This window comes from Pseudomonas sp. 2848 (assembly GCF_003253945.1).
Classification (GTDB): Bacteria; Pseudomonadota; Gammaproteobacteria; order Pseudomonadales; family Pseudomonadaceae; genus Aquipseudomonas.
The window spans coordinates 33434-52425 of record NZ_QKZD01000015.1; the positions used below are offsets into that span (position 1 = coordinate 33434).

The 18992-nt window shown below is 65.9% G+C and carries 19 protein-coding genes; 12 read left to right on the top strand and 7 right to left on the bottom strand.

The annotated features are described in order from the left end of the window. Window positions 1-120: 120 nt before the first annotated feature. From DFS21_RS23520 to DFS21_RS23530, 3 genes are all read left to right on the top strand, one after another. Entirely contained in the window at window positions 121-1041 is a 921-nt protein-coding gene (locus DFS21_RS23520; protein ID WP_111533244.1) for a LysR family transcriptional regulator, read from the top strand. Between the two features lie 116 nt (window positions 1042-1157). Then, the gene (locus tag DFS21_RS23525; RefSeq protein ID WP_111533245.1) at window positions 1158-1856 is read left to right on the top strand and encodes an MOSC domain-containing protein; all 699 of its coding nucleotides are present in this window, start codon (window positions 1158-1160) and stop codon (window positions 1854-1856) included. A 41-nt stretch (window positions 1857-1897) separates the two neighbouring features. Next, window positions 1898-2833 (top strand): 5'-nucleotidase, encoded by a 936-nt coding sequence (locus tag DFS21_RS23530; protein WP_102684840.1) that lies wholly within the window; start codon window positions 1898-1900, stop codon window positions 2831-2833. Between the two features lie 38 nt (window positions 2834-2871). On the opposite strand, the gene DFS21_RS23535 is transcribed toward DFS21_RS23530, so the two are convergent. Continuing rightward, entirely contained in the window at window positions 2872-3189 is a 318-nt protein-coding gene (locus DFS21_RS23535) for a DUF2388 domain-containing protein (protein WP_111533246.1), read from the bottom strand. A gap of 249 nt (window positions 3190-3438) precedes the next feature. Further along, the gene (locus DFS21_RS23540) at window positions 3439-4170 is read right to left on the bottom strand and encodes an RHS repeat-associated core domain-containing protein (protein WP_110704014.1); all 732 of its coding nucleotides are present in this window, start codon (window positions 4168-4170) and stop codon (window positions 3439-3441) included. Between the two features lie 173 nt (window positions 4171-4343). Between DFS21_RS23540 and DFS21_RS23545 the strand changes: the two genes are divergently transcribed. Continuing rightward, window positions 4344-4970 (top strand): glutathione S-transferase family protein, encoded by a 627-nt coding sequence (locus DFS21_RS23545; protein WP_111533247.1) that lies wholly within the window; start codon window positions 4344-4346, stop codon window positions 4968-4970. Window positions 4971-5144: 174 nt separating this feature from the next. Here the strand turns inward: DFS21_RS23545 and mrdA are convergent, their stop codons facing one another. After that, window positions 5145-7037 carry a penicillin-binding protein 2 gene (mrdA, locus tag DFS21_RS23550; RefSeq protein ID WP_111533248.1) on the bottom strand — a complete coding sequence of 631 codons (1893 nt, stop codon included), beginning with the start codon at window positions 7035-7037 and terminating at the stop codon, window positions 5145-5147. A gap of 172 nt (window positions 7038-7209) precedes the next feature. Further along, window positions 7210-7386, bottom strand: a complete 177-nt coding sequence (locus DFS21_RS26795) for a hypothetical protein (protein WP_178082055.1) — start codon at window positions 7384-7386, stop codon at window positions 7210-7212. Between the two features lie 203 nt (window positions 7387-7589). Here DFS21_RS26795 and DFS21_RS23555 point away from each other — a divergent pair, with 203 nt between their 5' ends. From DFS21_RS23555 to DFS21_RS23590, 8 genes are all read left to right on the top strand, one after another. Continuing rightward, complete coding sequence (locus DFS21_RS23555; RefSeq protein WP_110704020.1) at window positions 7590-8612, top strand: LacI family DNA-binding transcriptional regulator; 1023 nt, start codon at window positions 7590-7592, stop codon at window positions 8610-8612. A 72-nt stretch (window positions 8613-8684) separates the two neighbouring features. After that, window positions 8685-9455, top strand: a complete 771-nt coding sequence (locus DFS21_RS23560; protein WP_110704022.1) for a sugar phosphate isomerase/epimerase — start codon at window positions 8685-8687, stop codon at window positions 9453-9455. Then, window positions 9448-10407 (top strand): sugar kinase, encoded by a 960-nt coding sequence (locus tag DFS21_RS23565; protein ID WP_111533249.1) that lies wholly within the window; start codon window positions 9448-9450, stop codon window positions 10405-10407. Before DFS21_RS23560 ends, DFS21_RS23565 begins: the two co-directional genes overlap by 8 nt. Window positions 10408-10464: 57 nt before the next feature. Beyond that, entirely contained in the window at window positions 10465-11742 is a 1278-nt protein-coding gene (locus DFS21_RS23570) for an MFS transporter (protein WP_111533250.1), read from the top strand. Window positions 11743-11752: 10 nt separating this feature from the next. Beyond that, window positions 11753-12739, top strand: a complete 987-nt coding sequence (locus DFS21_RS23575; RefSeq protein ID WP_111533251.1) for a D-glycerate dehydrogenase — start codon at window positions 11753-11755, stop codon at window positions 12737-12739. A 203-nt stretch (window positions 12740-12942) separates the two neighbouring features. After that, complete coding sequence (locus DFS21_RS23580) at window positions 12943-13689, top strand: gluconate 2-dehydrogenase subunit 3 family protein (RefSeq protein ID WP_102685241.1); 747 nt, start codon at window positions 12943-12945, stop codon at window positions 13687-13689. 12 nt (window positions 13690-13701) lie between these two features. Then, entirely contained in the window at window positions 13702-15477 is a 1776-nt protein-coding gene (locus tag DFS21_RS23585; RefSeq protein ID WP_111533252.1) for a GMC family oxidoreductase, read from the top strand. A gap of 11 nt (window positions 15478-15488) precedes the next feature. Beyond that, on the top strand, window positions 15489-16808 hold the full coding sequence (locus DFS21_RS23590) for a cytochrome c (protein WP_110704032.1): 1320 nt from the start codon (window positions 15489-15491) through the stop codon (window positions 16806-16808). A 186-nt stretch (window positions 16809-16994) separates the two neighbouring features. On the opposite strand, the gene DFS21_RS23595 is transcribed toward DFS21_RS23590, so the two are convergent. The 3 genes from DFS21_RS23595 to DFS21_RS23605 all read right to left on the bottom strand — a co-directional run bounded on the left by DFS21_RS23595 (window position 16995) and on the right by DFS21_RS23605 (window position 18929). Next, window positions 16995-17324: a hypothetical protein gene (locus DFS21_RS23595; RefSeq protein ID WP_102685238.1), complete on the bottom strand. Its 330-nt coding sequence runs from the start codon at window positions 17322-17324 to the stop codon at window positions 16995-16997. 74 nt (window positions 17325-17398) lie between these two features. Next, window positions 17399-18049 carry a DUF998 domain-containing protein gene (locus tag DFS21_RS23600; RefSeq protein ID WP_111533253.1) on the bottom strand — a complete coding sequence of 217 codons (651 nt, stop codon included), beginning with the start codon at window positions 18047-18049 and terminating at the stop codon, window positions 17399-17401. Between the two features lie 64 nt (window positions 18050-18113). Continuing rightward, window positions 18114-18929 (bottom strand): sulfite exporter TauE/SafE family protein, encoded by an 816-nt coding sequence (locus DFS21_RS23605; protein ID WP_111533254.1) that lies wholly within the window; start codon window positions 18927-18929, stop codon window positions 18114-18116. Window positions 18930-18992: the final 63 nt, after the last annotated feature.

The window sequence follows — 18992 nt, forward strand, 5'->3', positions numbered from 1 at the left end:
AAATCTCCGGTGGATCGAGCCAGTGCTCGGGTGTGCAGCCACTCTAGGCTGCAACGCCGACTTGAAAAATGAGGCCTGTGGTATTTCAATCGATACATCATGTAATCAATCGAGCCGCCCATGACCCGCCACTTCGATGATCTGCAACTGGGCAGCCTGGAGCTGTTCTGTCTTGCTGCCGATGCCGGCAGCTTTACCGAGGCCGCGACCCTCGCCAGTGTCACCCCCGCGGCGGTGAGCCGCTCGGTGGCGCGCCTGGAGGAACGCCTGGGCGTGCGCCTGTTCGTGCGTACAACCCGGCAGATGCGCTTGAGCGAGGCTGGCCAGGCCTACTACCAGCATTGCCGCCAGGCATTGGGTCAATTGGTCGAGGCCGAGCGCCAGGTCACCGGTGGCCAGCTCGAGCCGGCAGGCTGCCTGCGCATCAGCGCGCCGACGCCTTATGCTCATCACCGCCTGTTGCCACTGTTGCCGCGCTTTCGCCAACGCTATCCGCGGGTGCAGGTGGATGTGCACGTGAGCAACCGCAACGTCGATTTCGCCGAAGAGCATTTCGACCTGGCGATTCGCGGCCGCGCACCGGCCGACTCGCGGCTGGTGGCCCGGCGCCTGGAGGATGCCGAGCTGGTGGTGGTCGCCACCCCGGGCTACCTGGCCCAGGCCGGTGTGCCACAGACCCTTGAGGACTTGGCCGGGCACCAGTGCATCCAGTTCGAACTGCCCAGCAATGGCCGGCGTCCCCCCTGGAGTTTTCGTCGCCAGGGGCAATGGGTCGAGCTGGAAACCCAGGGTGACTTCACCTGCCTGGGCGACTTTCTCGCCACCACCACCCTGGTGCGTCACGGCGGCGGCCTGATGCAGGCCTACCGGTTCACCGTGCAGGACGCCCTGGACAGCGGCGAGCTGGTGGAGGTGCTGGCCGGATATGGCGGCACGTCGCGGCCGTTCATGCTGGTCTATCCCCAGGCCCGGCACATGCCACTGAAGGTCCGCGTGCTCATCGACTTCCTGGTGGCCGAGGTGGGTCTGCCGTTGGGCTGAAGCCCTGTGGCGCCGACCTTGGCGGACTATGCTCTGAGCAGCTCCGGCAATCGGTCGGTTGGGCCTCTCGCGGGCTCTGGTGTAAGCTCTCCCGGTCCTTCTCACGAGACCGCCGCATGACCTCGCCCAGCCCGCGCCTGGACTGCCTGCTCACCGGCAGTGCCCGGCCATTCACCCGCCCAGGTTCCCTCAGCGCCATCGACAAGCAACCCCGCCAAGGCCCCTTGCGGGTGACCTTGCTCGGTATCGCCGGCGACGAACAGGGCGATCTGCGCGTGCACGGCGGCGTCGACAAGGCCATCCATCATTACCCCCGCGATCACTACCCCGACTGGGTCGCTGAACTCGGCGAACACCCCTTGCTGACCCGGCCCGGTGCCTTCGGCGAAAACTTCAGCAGCAGCGGCTGGCGCGAGACCGATGTGTGTCTGGGCGACCGTATCCGCGTCGGCACGGCGTTGCTGGAGATCTCCCAGGGGCGCATGCCGTGCTGGAAGCTCAACGACCGTTTCGACGTGGCGCAGATGGCGCTGCGGGTGCAGCAGAGCGGACGCACCGGCTGGTACTACCGGGTGCTGGAGGAGGGCGAGGTACAGGTGGGCGATGCCCTGCAACTGGTCGAGCGGCCCTATGGCCAGTGGTCGGTGGCGCGGCTTTCGGCGGTGCTGTTCGACAAACAGCTGGAGCCCGGCCTGTTGCGTGAATGCCTGGAACTGCCACTGGTGCCGAACTGGCGCCGGACCCTGGAAAAACGCCTGGAGCAACGCCAGGTCGAGGACTGGACTTCGCGCCTGCACGGCCGCAGCGACAGCTGAACGGCATCGCGCAGAACATCTACCCACACAAGGAATGCCCCATGGCCTTCGAACTGGATGATCGCCTGGTCATCGGTGTCGCTTCCAGCGCCGTGTTCGACCTGAGCGAGTCGGACGCCGTGTTCCGCCGCGACGGCGAGGCACAATACCGCAAGTACCAGGAGCAGCACCTGGATGAGCCGCTGGGCAAGGGCATTGCCTATCCCTTCATCAAGCGCCTGCTGGCGCTCAATGACCTGCGCGGCGACCCCGAGGACCCGCTGGTGGAGGTGGTGTTGCTGTCGCAGAACGACCCGGACACCGGCATGCGGGTGATGAAGACCATTGGTCACTACGGCTTGAACATGACCCGGGCAATCTTCACCCAAGGCCGCTCGCCGTATGAGTACATCCCGGCGTTGAACATCGCGCTGTTCCTGTCCGCCGACAAGCAGCACGTGGACGCCGCGATCAAGGCTGGTTACCCGGCGGGGCAGGTGCTGGATTCGAAGTTCGACGACGATGAAAGCGACGATAACCTGCGCATCGCCTTCGACTTCGACGGTGTGCTGGCCGGCGATGAGTCGGAAGCGGTGATGCAGTCGGGCGGCCTGGGCAGCTTCCACGCCCATGAAGTGATCAATGTCACCCAGCCGCACAACCCCGGCCCGCTCAAGGAGTTCTTCGTGCGCATTGCCCGCATCCAGGCGGCCGAGGAGCAGCACAAGCTGGCCAATCCCACTTACGAGAACCGCCTGCGGGTGTCGATCGTCACGGCGCGCAACGCACCTTCACACGAGCGGGCGCTCAATACCCTGAAAAGCTGGGGGGTTATGGCCAACGACGCGTTTTTCCTGGGCGGCATCGAGAAGCGCAGGGTATTGCAGGTGCTCAAGCCGCACATCTTCTTCGATGACCAGTCCGGGCACCTGAAGAGCACCAGCACGGTGGTGCCGTCGGTGCATATCCCGTTCGGTGTGACCAACCGCCCGGGCTGACTGGCGCCGCGCAAGCGGCGCCAGGTCGCCCTCGTCCATCAGTGATCCGCCAACCTGTCATCCTGCGACAGCAGCGCCTGGGCCAGCTCTTCGTCACTGGCCTGCAGCCCCGGATTAGCCTGGCGCACCTGGGCCAGCGCCGCTTCCAGATAGGCCCCGCGTATGGCACCGCCGCTGGCGACGAAGGCGGACAGCTCGTCGCGGGCCGGGATGATCCGTTTGTCGTCCTTGAAGGTCGAGTACAGCGAAGCGGAGACACCCGCCGAGGTGGCGACGTCCCCGGCATCGACGCGGGCCAGGGCGGCTCCGGCAGGGAGCAGGAGCAGGAGCGAGGGAACGAGCAGTAAGTGGCGCATGGCGAGTCCTCCGGAAAGGTGATGCCCAAGGGTGTTACTGCATGCAGTTAAGAGCACCTGAGGTATCAGGGAGTTCCGCCAAGCTCGCGAACGTAATGCCTCATTGCTTAGGGTCTGTACGAAATGTGTCTGCGCGAAGGCCAGACAAGGAGAAACGGGGTGAGGAAGCGGAGTGTACTGGAGTACATGAGCATTCCGAGCCCCGTTTCAACGCAGTATGGGCGAGTGCAGATACATTTCGTACAGAGCCTAGTCATGCGTCGTTCTGACGGTGCTCGTCGAGGTTGAAGGTTGAGACAGCGTTGATGGCATGGGTTGCTTCTGGACATTAGAAGAGCTCGAGCCGGGCTGCTGATACATGTTGTTGCGGGCGCTGTAGTTAGGGTTGTTGTGCGTGTTTGCGACTTGTTCCAAGTAGCTTTGTTGTACCAGCAGGGGCTTATGTTTTTGAGTCGAGCTGTCAGGTTCTGCAGAGCTGTAAAGCGGCTGTGGTTCAAATTGCTTGCTGGCGAAACTGCTCCTGCTCGCCCCTACGCTGGCGCTCACATGATAAGGCATTGGAGCGGGTTGCCGGATGGGGGCAGGGGGACTTGGCGGCTTCCATTCGTTGGAGCTCGTTGAAGATGATCGCCTCATCATATGCCCGGAAGGATCGACACTGTTGACTGGATCATTCTGGCAGTAGGCATAGGCATTGGCGTCACCCTCACCAAATGGACTCAAGTCATCGGTCGAGAGAAACCGCATCAGCACAGGGCTGTAGGCACGGTATCCGTTGCCCAGCAGGTAACACCCGGTAAGCTCTCGCACCTGTGCCGTGAAGCGCAGTAGCGATGACCTGCGATCCGAGACCGGGTCGTGGCCGAATACGCTGTAGCTGATGGTCTCGGGGTGCTGGCTGCACGGATACCACAGGGTCGAGCCTTGGGCGTCAGCGGCCGATATCACGACCCACTGCTTACCTGTTTTGTGCTGGGTCATGGTATTTCCTGGCTAGGGGACCCTTTTACTTTGGCGTTGTCAGTGGCGCTCGACAACTGACAGATTTGTCAGGTACGCGCCAGCAATTGCCAGCCATGGCGACATTGACCCATAACCCTTGCCCATGATCTGCTCGCTGTCCTGCAGCCTGCCAATCAAAGGAACCGGATGCCATGGCCGAATATACGCTCCACTGCTTTGCCGAGTCGGGAAACGCCTACAAGGTCGCGCTGATGCTGGAACTCACCGGCCAGGACTGGGCGCCGGTGTTCGTCGACTTCTTCCACGGGCAGACCCGTGGGCAGGACTGGCGTGACGCGGTCAACGAGCAAGGGGAGGTGCCGGTGCTGGAACATGCCGGCGAGAAGCTTACCCAGTCGGCGCTGATCCTCGACTACCTGGCCGAGCACACCGGCCAGTTCGGCCCGCGTGACGATCACGAGAGGCGCGAAATCTGGCGCTGGATGCTGTTCGACAACCACAAATTCACCAGCTACTACGCGGCGTTGCGCTTCATCTACTGCCTCAAGCAAATGGGCGAGTCGGATGTCACCCGCTTCCTGCGCGAGCGTGCCAGGGCGGCCTACCAGATCGTCGATGCGCACCTGGCGAAGACGCCGTTCATGGTGGGTGGGCGGCTGACCATCGCCGATCTTTCGCTGGCGGGCTATGTATACATGCCCGAGGACACCGGCCTGGCGGTTGCTGAGTTCGGGCATATCGAAGCCTGGAAGCAGCGGATCCAGGACATGCCAGGGTGGAAACACCCCTATGACCTGATGCCGAAAGCCGCAGGTTGAGGCAACGCGACCCTAGTGTCCTGTCTCGGAAATACGTTCTCTTTTGGCGAGTGGCTTGGGTGTTCGGCCAAGGCGCCGCGACGAGTCATAGCAGGGCTATGGCGAGGAGTGGCAACGCGGGCCGGGCGCCCAAGACGCCGCCAAAAGTGAACAGCTTATTTCCGCGACAGGACACTAGCTGTGCGGGATGTTCCTGGGCTGCTGCACTCCGGCATACCGGTCTTTCAAATGCCCCTGCTCATCCAGCAGGTAGGCATCCATCACCTCCCGCACCACCGGCCCCGCCACACGACCACCGGCTTCACCGTTCTCGATCATCACCGCCACCACCAGCGCCGGGTGATCGGCCGGGGCAAAACCGACGAACAGGGCATTGTCGCGGTGGCGCTCGAGGGTCTTGTTGCGGTTGTAGCGCTCACCCTGCTTGATCGCCACCACCTGCGCGGTGCCGCTCTTGCCGGCGATGCGGTACTGGGCGCCGGCGGCGGATGCGCGGGCAATGCCGCGCGGGTCGTGCATGACCATCTGCATGCCCTGGCTGACCTGGTCCCAGGCATGCTTGTCATGCAGCACGATATCGGCCATCGGGTGCGGGTCGACCGGCGCCTGGCCGCCGATCGTCAGGGCCAGGTGCGGACGGTGCCACACGCCCTTGCTGGCCAGCAGGCTGGTGGCCTGGGCCAGCTGCAACGGGGTTACCTGCATGTAGCCCTGGCCAATGCCGAGAATCAGCGTTTCGCCGGGGAACCAGGCCTGGCGCCGGGTGGCGCGTTTCCACGCCTGCGACGGCATCAGCCCCGGCGCTTCCTCGAACATGTCAAGCGAGACCTTCTGGCCGAGGCCGAACTCGGCCATGTAGTCGTGCAGGCGGTCGATGCCCAGCTTGTGCGCCAGGTCGTAGAAGTAGGTGTCGTTGGAGCGCATGATCGCGCTGTACAGGTCCACCCAGCCATCGCCCGTGCGGTTCCAGTTGCGGTACTTGTGCTCGTAGTTGGGCAGCTCGTAGTAGCCAGGGTCGAACACCCGGCTGCCGGGGGTGATCACGCCGCTGTCGAGGCCGGCGATGGCCACCTCGGGCTTGACCGTCGAGCCTGGGGCATACAGCCCGCGCAGCACGCGGTTGAACAGTGGCCGGTCGATGGAGTCTCGCAGGGCAGCGTACTGCTTGAAGCTGATGCCCTTGACGAACAGGTTGGGGTCGAACGCCGGGTTGCTGACCATCGCCAGCACGTCGCCATTGGCCGGGTCGAGCACCACCACCGCGCCGCGCCGATCGCCCAGGGCCTTCTCGGCGGCTTGCTGCAGGTGGGCGTCGAGGCTCAGCACGATGTCCTTGCCCGGCACCGGGTCGTGATGATTGAGCACGCGCATCACCCGGCCCTGGGCGTTGGTCTCGACTTCCTCGTAACCCACCTGGCCGTGCAGTTGGTCCTCGTAGAAACGCTCGATGCCGGTCTTGCCGATCGACTGGGTGCCGCGGTAGGCGGTGCTGTCGAGGCTCTTGGCTTCTTTCTCGTTGATGCGTCCGACGTAGCCGACCGAATGGGCGAAATGTTCGGCCAAGGGATACTCGCGAATGAATTGCGGCTCCACCTCCAGCCCCGGCAGGCGGAACTGGTTGACCGCGATCAGGGCGATTTGCTCCTCGCTCAGACCGACCAGCAGGGTCACCGGCTCGAACGGCTTGCGGCCGCGGCGCAGGTCCTTGTCGAACTGCTGACGGTCGTCCTCGGACAGTCCCAGGACTTGCGCCAGGTTGTCGAGCACCTTCTTCGAATCGCCGGCCCGCTCGCGGGTCATGGTCAGGTTGAAGCTGGGCTTGTTGTCGGCCAGCACCACGCCATTGCGATCGTAGATCAGGCCGCGTTCGGGCGGGATCGGCAGCACGTGCACGCGGTTGTTTTCCGACACCGCCGACTGCTGGTCGTGCTGCAACACCTGCAGCACGTAGAGCCGGCCTACCAGTACCGCCACCAGGCCGAGCACCAGCAGGGCGCAGGCCAGCAGCCGGCGGTTGACCAGGTGCTTTTCCTTTTCGTGGTCCTTGAGGGGAATGGGTTGCGGCATGAGCACAGGGGAGCGGCGGGTGGGGCGGCGATGCTACGCGGGCAGGCGGTGAGGCTCAAGACGGGAGCGCCGCCCTGCGCAGCCCAGGCATGGGCCTGGCCCGCAGGCAAGGGTGCTGCGGCGATCATGAAGTTTCCTTCATGTGAGCTGCGGGAAACACCTGACGCCACAACTAGGCAATGAATTCAGTTTCTCCGGTGACCTCAGCAACTTCACCTTCATCCTGGCGAACGCTGAGCACCACGGCACCTGCGCACAAGCCCAGCAGCCCGACGCTGGCCACCACGATATCCCCCATTCCCATGCCGGCGAGCATTAGCACCAGGCTGATACGAAACAGAGCGGTCATGGCGATCTCCAGGGCAGGGCGAGCGAAGTCCGAAGTATCACCATACCGCTCTGAAGGCCGAGGTACAGGGCAGGAGGGAGGGTTTGGCAGTGTATGCGCCTGCTTTGGCACAAAGCCCGCCACTTGACGGCATGGGCCATCCCTGATTTCATTGAAACCGGTTTCATCAACCCTGCACAAACACCTACAAGAAGGGCTCAGGGGTGGATAAAGACGCAGTTCCCGTCCGCGGGCGGGTCACTATCAGCGAGGTCGCGAAGGCGGCCGGCGTCTCCAAGGCAACCGTCTCGCGCTATATGGGCGAGGATCGGCAACTGCTCGCCGAGGCGACCGCGCAGCGGATCGAAGCCGTCGTCGAGCGCCTGGGCTATCGCCCCAACCGCATGGCCAGTGCCCTCAAGCGCGGCCGCACCGGGCTGGTCGGCATGCTCCTGGCGGATATCCGCAACCCCTATTCCGTGGCAGTGATGCACGCTGTCGAGACGGCCTGTCGGCAGCACGGCTACAGCCTGGTGGTGTGCAACACCGACTGTGACGACGCCCAGGAGCGCAGCCAGCTGCAGGCCCTGCAGTCGTATAACGTCGACGGCCTGATCGTGAACACCCTGGGCCACCGCGCCGGGGAACTGGCCAGCCTGGCCCGCGACCTGCCCATGGTGCTGGTCGACCGGCAACTGGCGGGCCTGCCGGTCGATCTGGTGGGCCTGGACAACAGCGACGCCGTCGAGCAGGCGCTCGATCACCTTGAACACAACGGTTATCGCGACATCCTCGCCGTCACCGAGCCACTCGATGGCACCAGCTCGCGGCAGGAGCGCGTGGATGCCTTCCAGGCCTCCATCGCCCGGCGTCGTGGGTTGCGCGGGCAGGTGCTGGAGGTAGGCCCGGGCCTCGCCGAGCAGCTGGGCGCGTTCATCGCCGGGGCAGGGCACGGCCCGCAGGCGCTGTTCAGTTGCAACGGTGTCGCTACCCTGGAGCTGGTGCGGGTGCTGCACGCCAGGGGCGGGCCGCTGTTCCAGGACCTGGGCCTGCTGGCGCTGGACGACCTGGACTGGTACCCGCTGGTGGGCGACGGCATCAGCGCATTGGCGCAACCCACCGGGCGCATCGGCGCTGCGGCGTTCCAGTGCCTGCTGGAGCGCTTGCAAGGCAGCCCTCTGCCGGCCCGGCGCCTGGATTTGCGCGCGCAGCTCATTGCGCGGGGCTCTACCCGATCACACCACTGACGGCGCCCCGGACGCCGTTGTTGCCGGGAAAAAATGAAACCGGTTTCATCTACAAGAACAAGGACTACCACGATGCGCACGCACACTGTTTCCATCAGCTTGTCGAGTTTCGGTGCCGATGCCGTGAGGCGGTTCGGTCAGGCCAGTTACCTGCCGTTGCTCGCCGCGGCCGGGGCGCGGCGGGTGGAGTGGCGCGAGGAGCTGTTCGACGCCGCGCCTGATGCCGCTACCTTGGCCAACCTGGCCGCCGAGCATGGCCTGCAGAGTCTCTACTCCACGCCACTGGAACTGTGGCGCGAGGACGGCAGCCTGGAGCCCGCGATTGCCCAGCGCCTGCAGTTGGCGGGTGAGATCGGTGCGGTGGCGCTCAAGGTGTCGCTGGGTCATTTCCAGGCTGGCTGCGATTTGCAGGCGCTGGCGCCACTGTTGCAGCACAAGACGGCGCTGTACGTGGAAAACGACCAGACGCCCTACGGCGGGCGGCTGCAGACCTTGGTGAAGTTTTTTCGCGAGGCCCAGGCCCAGGGCGTGGCGCCGGGCATGACCTTCGACATCGGCAACTGGTACTGGCACGACGAGTCGCCGCTGCTGGCCGCGCAATTGCTGGGGCATTGGGTGCGCTACGTGCACTGCAAGGCGGTGGCGCGCCGCGCCGACGGGCGCCTGGTGGCCGTGGTGCCCGAGGACCTCGACCTGGCCCAGTGGCGCGAATTGATGACGCATTTCGCCCCGGGCCTGCCGCGTGCAATCGAGTACCCCCTGGCCGGCGAGGACCTGCTGGCACTGACGGCGCGCCAGGTCGCGCAACTGGCCGAGCTGGAAGGGCAGGTGTGCCATGGCTGAGCATGACGTGCTGTGCTTCGGTGAAACCATGGCCATGTTCGTGGCGGCGCAGCCGGGCGACCTGGCCCAGGTCGAGGGCTTCGGCAAACGCATCGCCGGTGCCGACAGCAATGTGGCCATCGGCCTGTCACGCCTGGGCCTGCGGGTGCAATGGCTGAGCCGGGTCGGTGACGACTCGCTCGGTGCCTTCGTGCTCGACAGCCTGCGCCGCGAAGGCCTGGACTGTTCCAGTGTCGAGATCGATGCCGGGCACCCCACGGGGTTCCAGCTCAAGGAGCGCTGCGACGATGGCAGCGATCCGAAAGTCGAGTATTTCCGCCGTGGCTCGGCGGCCAGCCGGCTGTCGCCCGCGCTGCTGCGGCCGGCGTTGTTGCAGGCCCGGCACCTGCATGCCACGGGCATTCCGGCGGCGCTTTCAGGCAGTTGCCGCGAACTGTGTCACCAGTTGCTGGACGGCATGCGAGCCAATGGCCGCAGCATCTCCTTCGACCCCAACCTGCGTCCCTCGCTGTGGCCCGACCGCCAGACCATGGTGCGCGAGGTCAACGCCCTGGCGGCCAAGGCCGACTGGGTGCTGCCAGGGCTGGAGGAGGGGCGCCTGCTCACCGGCCGGCAGTCGCCGCAGGCCATCGCCGAGTTCTACCTTGAACAGGGCGCGCAGTACGTGGCCATCAAGCTGGGGGCCGAAGGCGCCTACTGGCGCGATGCCCAGGGTGCCCATGGCGTGGTGCCCGGCCAGCCGGTCGCCCGGGTAGTGGACACCGTGGGCGCGGGCGATGCCTTCGCCGTCGGGGTGATCAGCGCCTTGCTCGAAGGCTTCCCGCTGCGCCGCGCCGTGGCCCGCGGCAACTGGTGCGGCAGCCGCGCGGTGCAGAGCCGCGGCGACATGGAAGGCCTGCCGCAACGTCATGAACTGGACCACCACGAAAACCCTGCGCGCGAAGCACGCTGAAGCGCCGACCTGTGCGCAACCTGATGTGACAAGAACAACAAGACCAGGAGAACACCCATGCAGATCGATCGACTCGCACCCAGACGCTGGTGGTACATCATGCCCATCGTCTTCATCACCTACAGCCTGGCCTACCTCGACCGGGCCAACTACGGCTTCGCCGCGGCCTCGGGCATGGCCGACGACCTGAAGATCACCCCGGCGCTGTCGTCGCTGCTCGGCGCGCTGTTCTTCCTCGGCTACTTCTTTTTCCAGGTGCCGGGCGCCCTGTACGCGCAGAAGCGCAGCGTGAAGAAGCTGATCTTCGCCAGCCTGATCCTCTGGGGCGGGCTGGCCACGCTGACCGGGATCGTCCACGACGTCTATTGGCTGATCGCCATCCGCTTTCTCCTGGGCGTGGTCGAGGCGGCGGTGATGCCGGCCATGCTCATCTACCTCTGCCACTGGTTCACCCGCGCCGAGCGCTCGCGGGCCAACACCTTCCTGATCCTCGGCAACCCGGTGACCATCCTGTGGATGTCGGTGGTCTCGGGCTACCTGGTGCAGCAGTTCGACTGGCGCTGGATGTTCATCATCGAAGGCGCGCCGGCCATTTTCTGGGCGTTTATCTGGTGGCGCCTGGTCGATGACCGACCGGAGCAGGCCAAGTGGCTCGATGCCCGGGAGAAGGCCGCGCTGCGCGAAGCGCTGGAGGCCGAGCAGCAGGGCATCAAGCCGGTGAAGAACTATGCCGAGGCATTCCGTTCGCCCACGGTGATCATCCTGTCGTTGCAGTACTTCTGCTGGAGCATCGGCGTGTATGGCTTCGTCCTCTGGCTACCGTCGATCCTCAAGCAGGCCGCCGCGCTGGACATCGTCACCGCCGGCTGGCTGTCGGCGGTGCCGTACCTGGGGGCGGTGCTGGCCATGCTCGGGGTGTCGTGGGCCTCGGACCGCCTGCAGAAGCGCAAGCGCTTCGTCTGGCCGCCGTTGCTGATCGCCGCGCTGGCGTTCTACGGCTCCTATGCCCTGGGTACCGAGCACTTCTGGTGGTCATACGCCTTGCTGGTGATCGCCGGCGCCTGCATGTACGCGCCCTACGGGCCGTTTTTCGCGATCGTTCCCGAACTGTTGCCGGTCAACGTCGCCGGGGGCGCCATGGCGCTGATCAACAGCATGGGCGCGTTGGGCTCGTTCTCGGGCTCGTACCTGGTCGGCTACCTCAATGGTGTCACCGGCGGCCCCGGCGCTTCGTACCTGTTCATGTGCGGTGCACTGCTGCTGGCCGTGGCCCTGACCGCCGTCCTCAACCCCTTGCAACAGGCGCGCCGGCACAGCCTGGCGCCGAGCCGATAGGAGCCTCAGCATGAAAAAGCGCATCGTCGCCTACAAACGCCTGTCCGATGAACTGATGGAGCGCCTGCACGCGCAGGCCGAGGTGACCCTGGTGGAAGCGCCGGCCGCCGATGGCCTGGCGCGCTTGCGCGCTGCGCTGCCGGGCGCCCATGGCCTGCTGGGCGCCAGCCTGCGCCTGGACCGCGCGCTGCTCGACCTGGCGCCGCAGCTGGAGGTGATCTCCAGCGTGTCGGTGGGCGTGGACAACTACGATATCGAGGCGCTGGATCAGCGCGGGGTGCTGCTGACCAACACTCCCGACGTGCTCACCGAAACCACCGCCGACACCGGTTTCGCGCTGATCCTGGCCTGCGCCCGGCGCGTGGTCGAGCTCGACGGCTGGATTCGCGCCGGCCACTGGCGGGCCGGGATCGGGCCGGCGCACTTCGGCTGCGACGTGCAGGGCAAGACCCTGGGCATCGTCGGCATGGGCCGTATCGGCGAGGCCCTGGCCCGGCGCGCGCATGCCGGCTTCGGCATGCGCGTGCTGTACCACACCCGTCAGCCGCGGCCCGAAGTGGAGGCGCGGTTCGGCGCTGGCTATCGCAGCCTTGACGCGTTGCTGGCCGAGTCCGATTTCGTCTGCCTGTGCCTGCCGCTGACCGGCGCTACGCACAACCTGATCGGCGCGCGCGAGCTGGCCCTGATGAAGCCCTCGGCGATTCTGGTAAACATTTCCCGCGGCCGCGTGCTCGACGAGGCGGCACTGTTGCAGGCCCTGGCCGAGCGGCGCATTCGTGGCGCCGGGCTGGACGTGTTCGTGCAGGAGCCGCTGGCGGCCGATTCGCCGCTGCTGCAACTGGACAACCTGGTGGTCACCCCGCATATCGGCTCGGCCACGCTGGAGACCCGCGAAGCCATGGCCCGCTGCGCAGTGGACAACCTGCTGGCCGCGCTGGCTGGCGAGCGGCCGACGAACCTGGTCAACCCTGTGGCCTGGGAGCGGCGAAACAACTGAACCTGGTGAGCGTCGTGCTTGCCTCATGCCTACCAAAACAACAGCCTTTGTCTGGTTCGAGATCCCGGGGTCGCTCTGCGACCCCTTGGCAATTCAAGGCCGGCCGCGCAAGACAGCGCTGTCTTGCACGGCCGGCGCCGGGATCTTCATTGGCGAAAAGGGCGACGATTCCCGTATGACCTGATCAACAGAGAGACATCCTCATGTCCAAGGACCAACCCGCCTCCGTGCAACCGGCGCGCCGGGCGTTCCTGCGCCAATCCCTGACCCTGATCCCGGTGGCGACCCTCGCCAGCACGGGACTGGGCGGTGCAGTGCTCGCCGACAGCGCCACCCCGGCAGCCGCCGAACCGGCCCGGCCGGTTACCGCGCGCGCCTACCAGCCGACCTTCTTCACCCAGGAGGAGTGGGCCTTCGTCAGCGCCGCCGTGGCCGTGCTCATACCCACTGATGCCCTGGGCGCGGGCGCGGCCGATGCCGGCGTGCCCGAGTTCATCGACCGCCAGCTCAACACCCGCTACGGCAGTGGCGGGCTGTGGTACATGCAGGGGCCATTCCACCCCGACGCCCCCAGCGAGCTGGGCTACCAGCTCAAGCTCAACCCCCAGGAGATCTACCGGCTGGGCATCGCCGAGACCGACGCCTGGTGCAAGGCGCAGTTCGGCAAGGCGTTCGCCCAGCTCGGTCTTGCGCACCAGCAGCAGGTACTGGAAGCCCTGGACGGCGGCACGGCGACGTTTGCCTCGTTGCCGGCGGCCACCTTCTTCAACATGCTCTGGCTCAACACCCGCGAAGGCTTTTTCAGCGACCCGCTGCACGGCGGCAACCAGGGGTTGGTCGGCTGGAAGCTGGTGGGCTTCCCCGGCGCCCGCGCCGATTTCATGGACTGGGTGGAGCGCGACGAGCGTTATCCGTTCCCGCCGGTCTCCATCAGCGGCGAGCGGGGTTGAAGCATGAGCCAGATGAAAAAAGTCGATGTGGTGATCGTCGGGTTCGGCTGGGCCGGGGCAATCATGGCCAAGGAGCTGACAGAGGCCGGCCTGCAGGTGCTCGCCCTGGAGCGAGGCCCGGCCCGGGACACCTACCCGGACGGCGTCTACCCGCAGACCATGGACGAGCTGACCTACAACTCGCGCAAGAAGCTGTTCATGGACATCTCCCGCGAGACCGTGACCCTGCGCCACAGCGTCAACGACGTGGCCGTGCCGTATCGCCAGTTCGGCGCCTTCCTGCCCGGCACCGGCACGGGTGGGGCGGGGCTGCACTGGTCCGGCGTGCATTTTCGCGTCGACCCGGTTGAGCTGCGCCTGCGCAGCCACTATGAGGAGCGCTACGGCAAGGCCTTCATCCCCGACGGCATGACCATCCAGGACTTCGGCGTGAGCTACGAAGAGCTGGAGCCGTACTTCGATTTCGCCGAGAAGGTGTTCGGCACCTCCGGCACGGCCTGGTCGATCAAGGGCCAGGTGGTGGGCCGCGACAAGGGCGGCAACCCGTTCGCCGCCGACCGCTCCAGCGACTTCCCGCTGGTGGCGCAGAAGAACACCGTGTCGGCGCAACTGTTCGAGAAGGCCGCCCGTGACGTCGGTTATCACCCCTACAACCTGCCGTCGGCCAACACCTCCGGGCCGTACACCAACCCCTACGGCGCGCAGATGGGGCCGTGCAACTTCTGCGGTTATTGCAGCGGCTATGCCTGCTACATGTACTCCAAGGCCTCGCCCAACGTGAACATCCTGCCGGCCCTGCGCCAGGTGCCCAACTTCGAGTTGCGCAACAACGCCCATGTGCTGCGGGTCAACCTGACCGAGGACAAACGCCTGGCCACCGGCGTGACCTATGTCGACAGCCAGGGGCGCGAGGTCGAGCAAGCGGCCGACCTGGTGATCCTCGGTGCCTTCCAGTACAACAATGTGCGCCTGATGCTGCTCTCGGGCATTGGCAAGCCTTACGATCCGGTCAGTAACCAAGGCGTGGTGGGGCGCAACTTCGCCTACCAGAACATCTCCACCGTGACCGCGTTCTTCGACCGCGACAGCCACCATACCAACCCCTTTATCGGTGCCGGCGGCAACGGTGTGGCGGTGGACGATTTCAACGCCGACAACTTCGACCATGGCCCCCACGGTTTCGTCGGCGGCTCGCCGTTCTGGGTCAACCAGGCGGGCGCCAAGCCGATCTCCGGCACCAAGGTGCCGCCGGGCACGCCGAAATGGGGCAGCGCCTGGAAGGCCGCGGTGGCCGACAGCTACCGGCACATGCTGTCGATGGACGCCCACGGCGCGCACCAGTCCTACCGCGACAACTACCTCGACCTGGACCCGGTGTACAAGGACGCCTACGGTCAGCCGCTGCTGCGCATGACCTTCGACTGGAAGGACAACGACGTGAAGATGAACCGCTTCATGGTCGAGCGCATGGGCAAGATCGCCGAAGCCATGGGGCCCAAGGCAATCAGCGCGGGGAAAAAGGCCTTCGGCCAGCACTTCGATGCCTCCACCTACCAGACCACCCACCTCAATGGCGGCGCAATCATGGGCACCGACCCGAAGACCAGCGCGCTCAATCGCTACCTGCAATGCTGGGACGTGCACAACGTGTTCGTGCCTGGCGCCTCGGCCTTCCCCCAGGGCCTGGGCTACAACCCCACCGGGCTGGTGGCGGCGTTGACCTACTGGTCGGCGCGGGCGATCCGCGAACGCTACCTGAAGAACCCCGGCCCACTGGTGCAGGCATGAGGAGGCCGGTCATGAAACTCAAGACACTGTTCATCGCCATGCTCGGCCTGGGTGCGAGCACCTTGCTGCATGCCGCCGACGGCGTCGATCCAGCCTTGGTCAAGCAGGGCGAGTACCTGGCCCGTGCCGGCGACTGCGTGGCCTGCCACACCGCCAAGGGCGGCAAGCCCTTCGCCGGCGGGCTGCCGATGGAGACGCCGATCGGCACCCTCTTTTCGACCAACATCACCCCGCACGCCAGCGGCATCGGCCAGTACCGCTACGAAGACTTCGAGCGCGCCGTGCGCCAGGGCATCGGCAAGGATGGCAGTACGCTGTATCCGGCCATGCCATACCCGTCCTATGCCCGGGTCAGCGATCAGGACATGCAGGCGCTGTATGCCTACTTCATGCACGGCGTGCAGCCGGTGGCGCAGCAGAACAAGGCCAGCGACATCCCTTGGCCATTGAGCATGCGCTGGCCGCTGGCGTTCTGGCGTGGGTTGTTCGCGCCCGAGGTCAAGCCGGTCGAAGCCGCAGGGCGTGATCCGGTGGTGGCGCGGGGTGCCTACCTGGTCGAAGGGCTGGGCCATTGCGGCGCCTGTCATACGCCACGGGCGATCACCCTGCAGGAAAAGGCATTGGATACCACCGATGGCGACGCTTTCCTGGCCGGCAGCGCACCGCTCGAGGGCTGGATCGCCAAGAGCCTGCGCGGCGACCACAAGGACGGCCTGGGCAGTTGGAACGAGGCGCAGATCGTCGCCTTCCTCAAGACCGGCCGCAACGAGCGCACGGCGGTGTTCGGCGGCATGAGCGACGTGGTCGAGCACAGCATGCAGTACATGAGCGATGCCGACCTGACGGCCATTGCCCGCTACCTGAAGACCTTGCCGCCGACCAACCCGGACGACCAGCCGTTCCAGGCGGACCCCAGCGTGGCCCGGGCGCTGTGGCAAGGCAATGACGGCAAGACGGGCGCGGCGTTGTACGTGGACAACTGCGGGGCTTGCCACCGTACCGACGGCCAGGGCTATGCCCGGGTGTTCCCGGCGCTGGCAGGCAATCCGGTGGTGCAGGGGCAGGATGCCACCTCGCTGATCCACATCGTGCTGGAAGGCGCGACCCTCCCGGCCACGGCGAGCGCGCCGTCGACGTTCAGCATGCCCGGCTTCGGCTGGCGGCTGTCGGACCAGCAGGTGGCCGATGTGGTCAACTTCATTCGCAGCAGCTGGGGCAACCAGGCCGCGGCGGTGACTGCGGGGCAGGTGGCGGCGCTGCGCAAGGCGGCACCGCTGCCGCTCAAGGCGCAGACACTGATCGGCGATACCACGGGGATTGCGGAGCCTTGATCGACAGGCCTGATTGACAGGGAGGTGTTGTGGGAGGGGGCTTGTCCCGCGATGGCAGCTTGGCCAGATCGTTGGGCAAGCCCGCTCCCTCGGCTGCCGACTACGCCGCCGAATACCTCGAAACCACTTCAATATATGCTAATAAATTACATTTCATATAGCTCATAACCATATGAATTATATGAACTATTTTTTAGCAACTGCATGCTGGGCACATTGCTCGTAGTACGTCTGCTTGATCGCCGCCGGCTTAAGCCGCGAGCGGCTGTTGTACGTCTGCTCGGTGATCCCGAACGCCGTCATGCGCATCCATGGCTTGGCGAACTTGCGTACCTGCAGCTTCTTGCGCGTGGCATACAGGGTCACCCCGGAAAGCTTGGCCTGTTGCGCCTCGGCGGCGATCTGCGCGCCCCAGCCGCATACCTGGCGATCGTTCTGGCTCAGGGCCCGGGCCTGGGCGCCGAAGGCGGTCGTGGCCAGCAGGCAGCCAGCCACGGTTGCTAGAATTACGCGCATGTTGCTGTCCTAAGCATCTGAAGGAAAACGAAGTTTGCCCGCGCTTTCGACGCCTGGGGGCCAGCAGTTTGCCGTCAGGCGATGGCCATTTGCAGGCCATCGCGGGAACGCCAGCGCAACGATTGCAGGGCCAAGGCGGCAACCCACAACACGCTGATGCCGTAGTTGAGGCGCTGGTACAGGCCGAACAGTTCACCGCCTTGCGCGGCCTTGGCCATCAGCACCAAGGTGATCATCGCCAGCACCGAGCACAGCAGTGACCACCTTCCCAGCCACGGGGAGCCTGCCACGCGTTTGCCCAGCCAGATCCACAACACGCTGGCCAGGGTCAGCGAGAGGAACATCAGCAGGCCGCTGAGATTGTGCATCTGTTGCGAGAACGACGGCTCCAGCGGCGCGCAGCCCTGGTCGCAGGGGAACCAGCCGGTACCCAGGCTGCCGACAGCGTGCAACAGCACCAGCCCCGCGCTCAACCGAGCCAGCCCCGAGTACCGCCAGCGCCGCGCCAGGCCCCAGGCGAACAGGCCGAAGAGCAACGCCAGGGGGAAGTTGTTGACCCAGGGCGAGAAGCCATGGGTCGGCGCGCCGACCGCGCCGAGCTGGCTCATGGCCTGCTGCAGATGGTCGTAGCCGGGATAGGCCAGGGCGGTCAGGCCAACGCCCGACAGCAGCCAGAGCGGGATGAGCAGGCCAGTGGCGAGCAGCAGGCGATCGAACGTCTTCATGCGGTTTCCTTCCTTGGAGAGAGCAGGTCGCAACCTACAGCGCGGGCATGTCCGATGGCCAGGCTCAATCGCCAACGAGCAGCATCACCAACAGTACGCAGGCCAGCAGCGCCAGGTAGGCCCGGGCATGCACGTGGTCGGGGATGCGCCCCAGCAAGGGGGCGGCCAGGTGCATGCCCAACCAGGCGCCAGCTGTCATCACCAGCGCGGCGCGCAGGTCGATCAGCCCGAGCAGGCCGGCGTCCAGGTCAGACTGACTGCTCGGCACCAGGGCATAGACCAGCGTGGCCGCCAGGGCCATGGGCAGCGACAGCGGATTGGCCATGGCGGTGGCGGTGCGCATGCTGGCGCCGCGGCGGCGCATCAGCGGCACGGTCATCACGCTGCCACCGACGCCAAGCAGCGCCGCCAGCGCGCCGATGGGCAGGCCGGCCAGGGTCGCGCTGGCATGGCTCATCGCAGCCCGGGCCTGCCCGCCTGTGCGGACAAAGCCCGGGCGCAGCCAGGCATCGAGCAGGCTGAGCAGCAGGTAGGCGATGAACAGCCCGCGCAGCCAGGCGCTGGTCACGTACAGGGCGGCCCAGGCGCCGAGCAGGGCGCCGACGGCAATGGCCGGCGCCAGGGGCCGCACCAGGTCCCAACGCAGGCTGCCGGCGCGGTGGTGGCGCCAGGTGGCCAGGGCGCTGCTGAAGATCATCACCGTGGCCGAGGTGGCCACGGCGATCTGCATGGCATGCTCCGCCACGGCCGTGCCGGCGCCGTGGCTGGTGAGCAGCAGGGCATAGAGCAGCGGCACGGCGAAGAACCCGCCGCCGAAGCCGAACAGCAAGGTGGTGACGCCGGCACACAGGCCGAACAGGCCAAGCAGGGGGTAGAGCATGGGAGCAGCCTCAGGGCCAGGACGGGGGCTCCCAGCGTAGGCGCCTGCCCCTTGGCCGGCTTG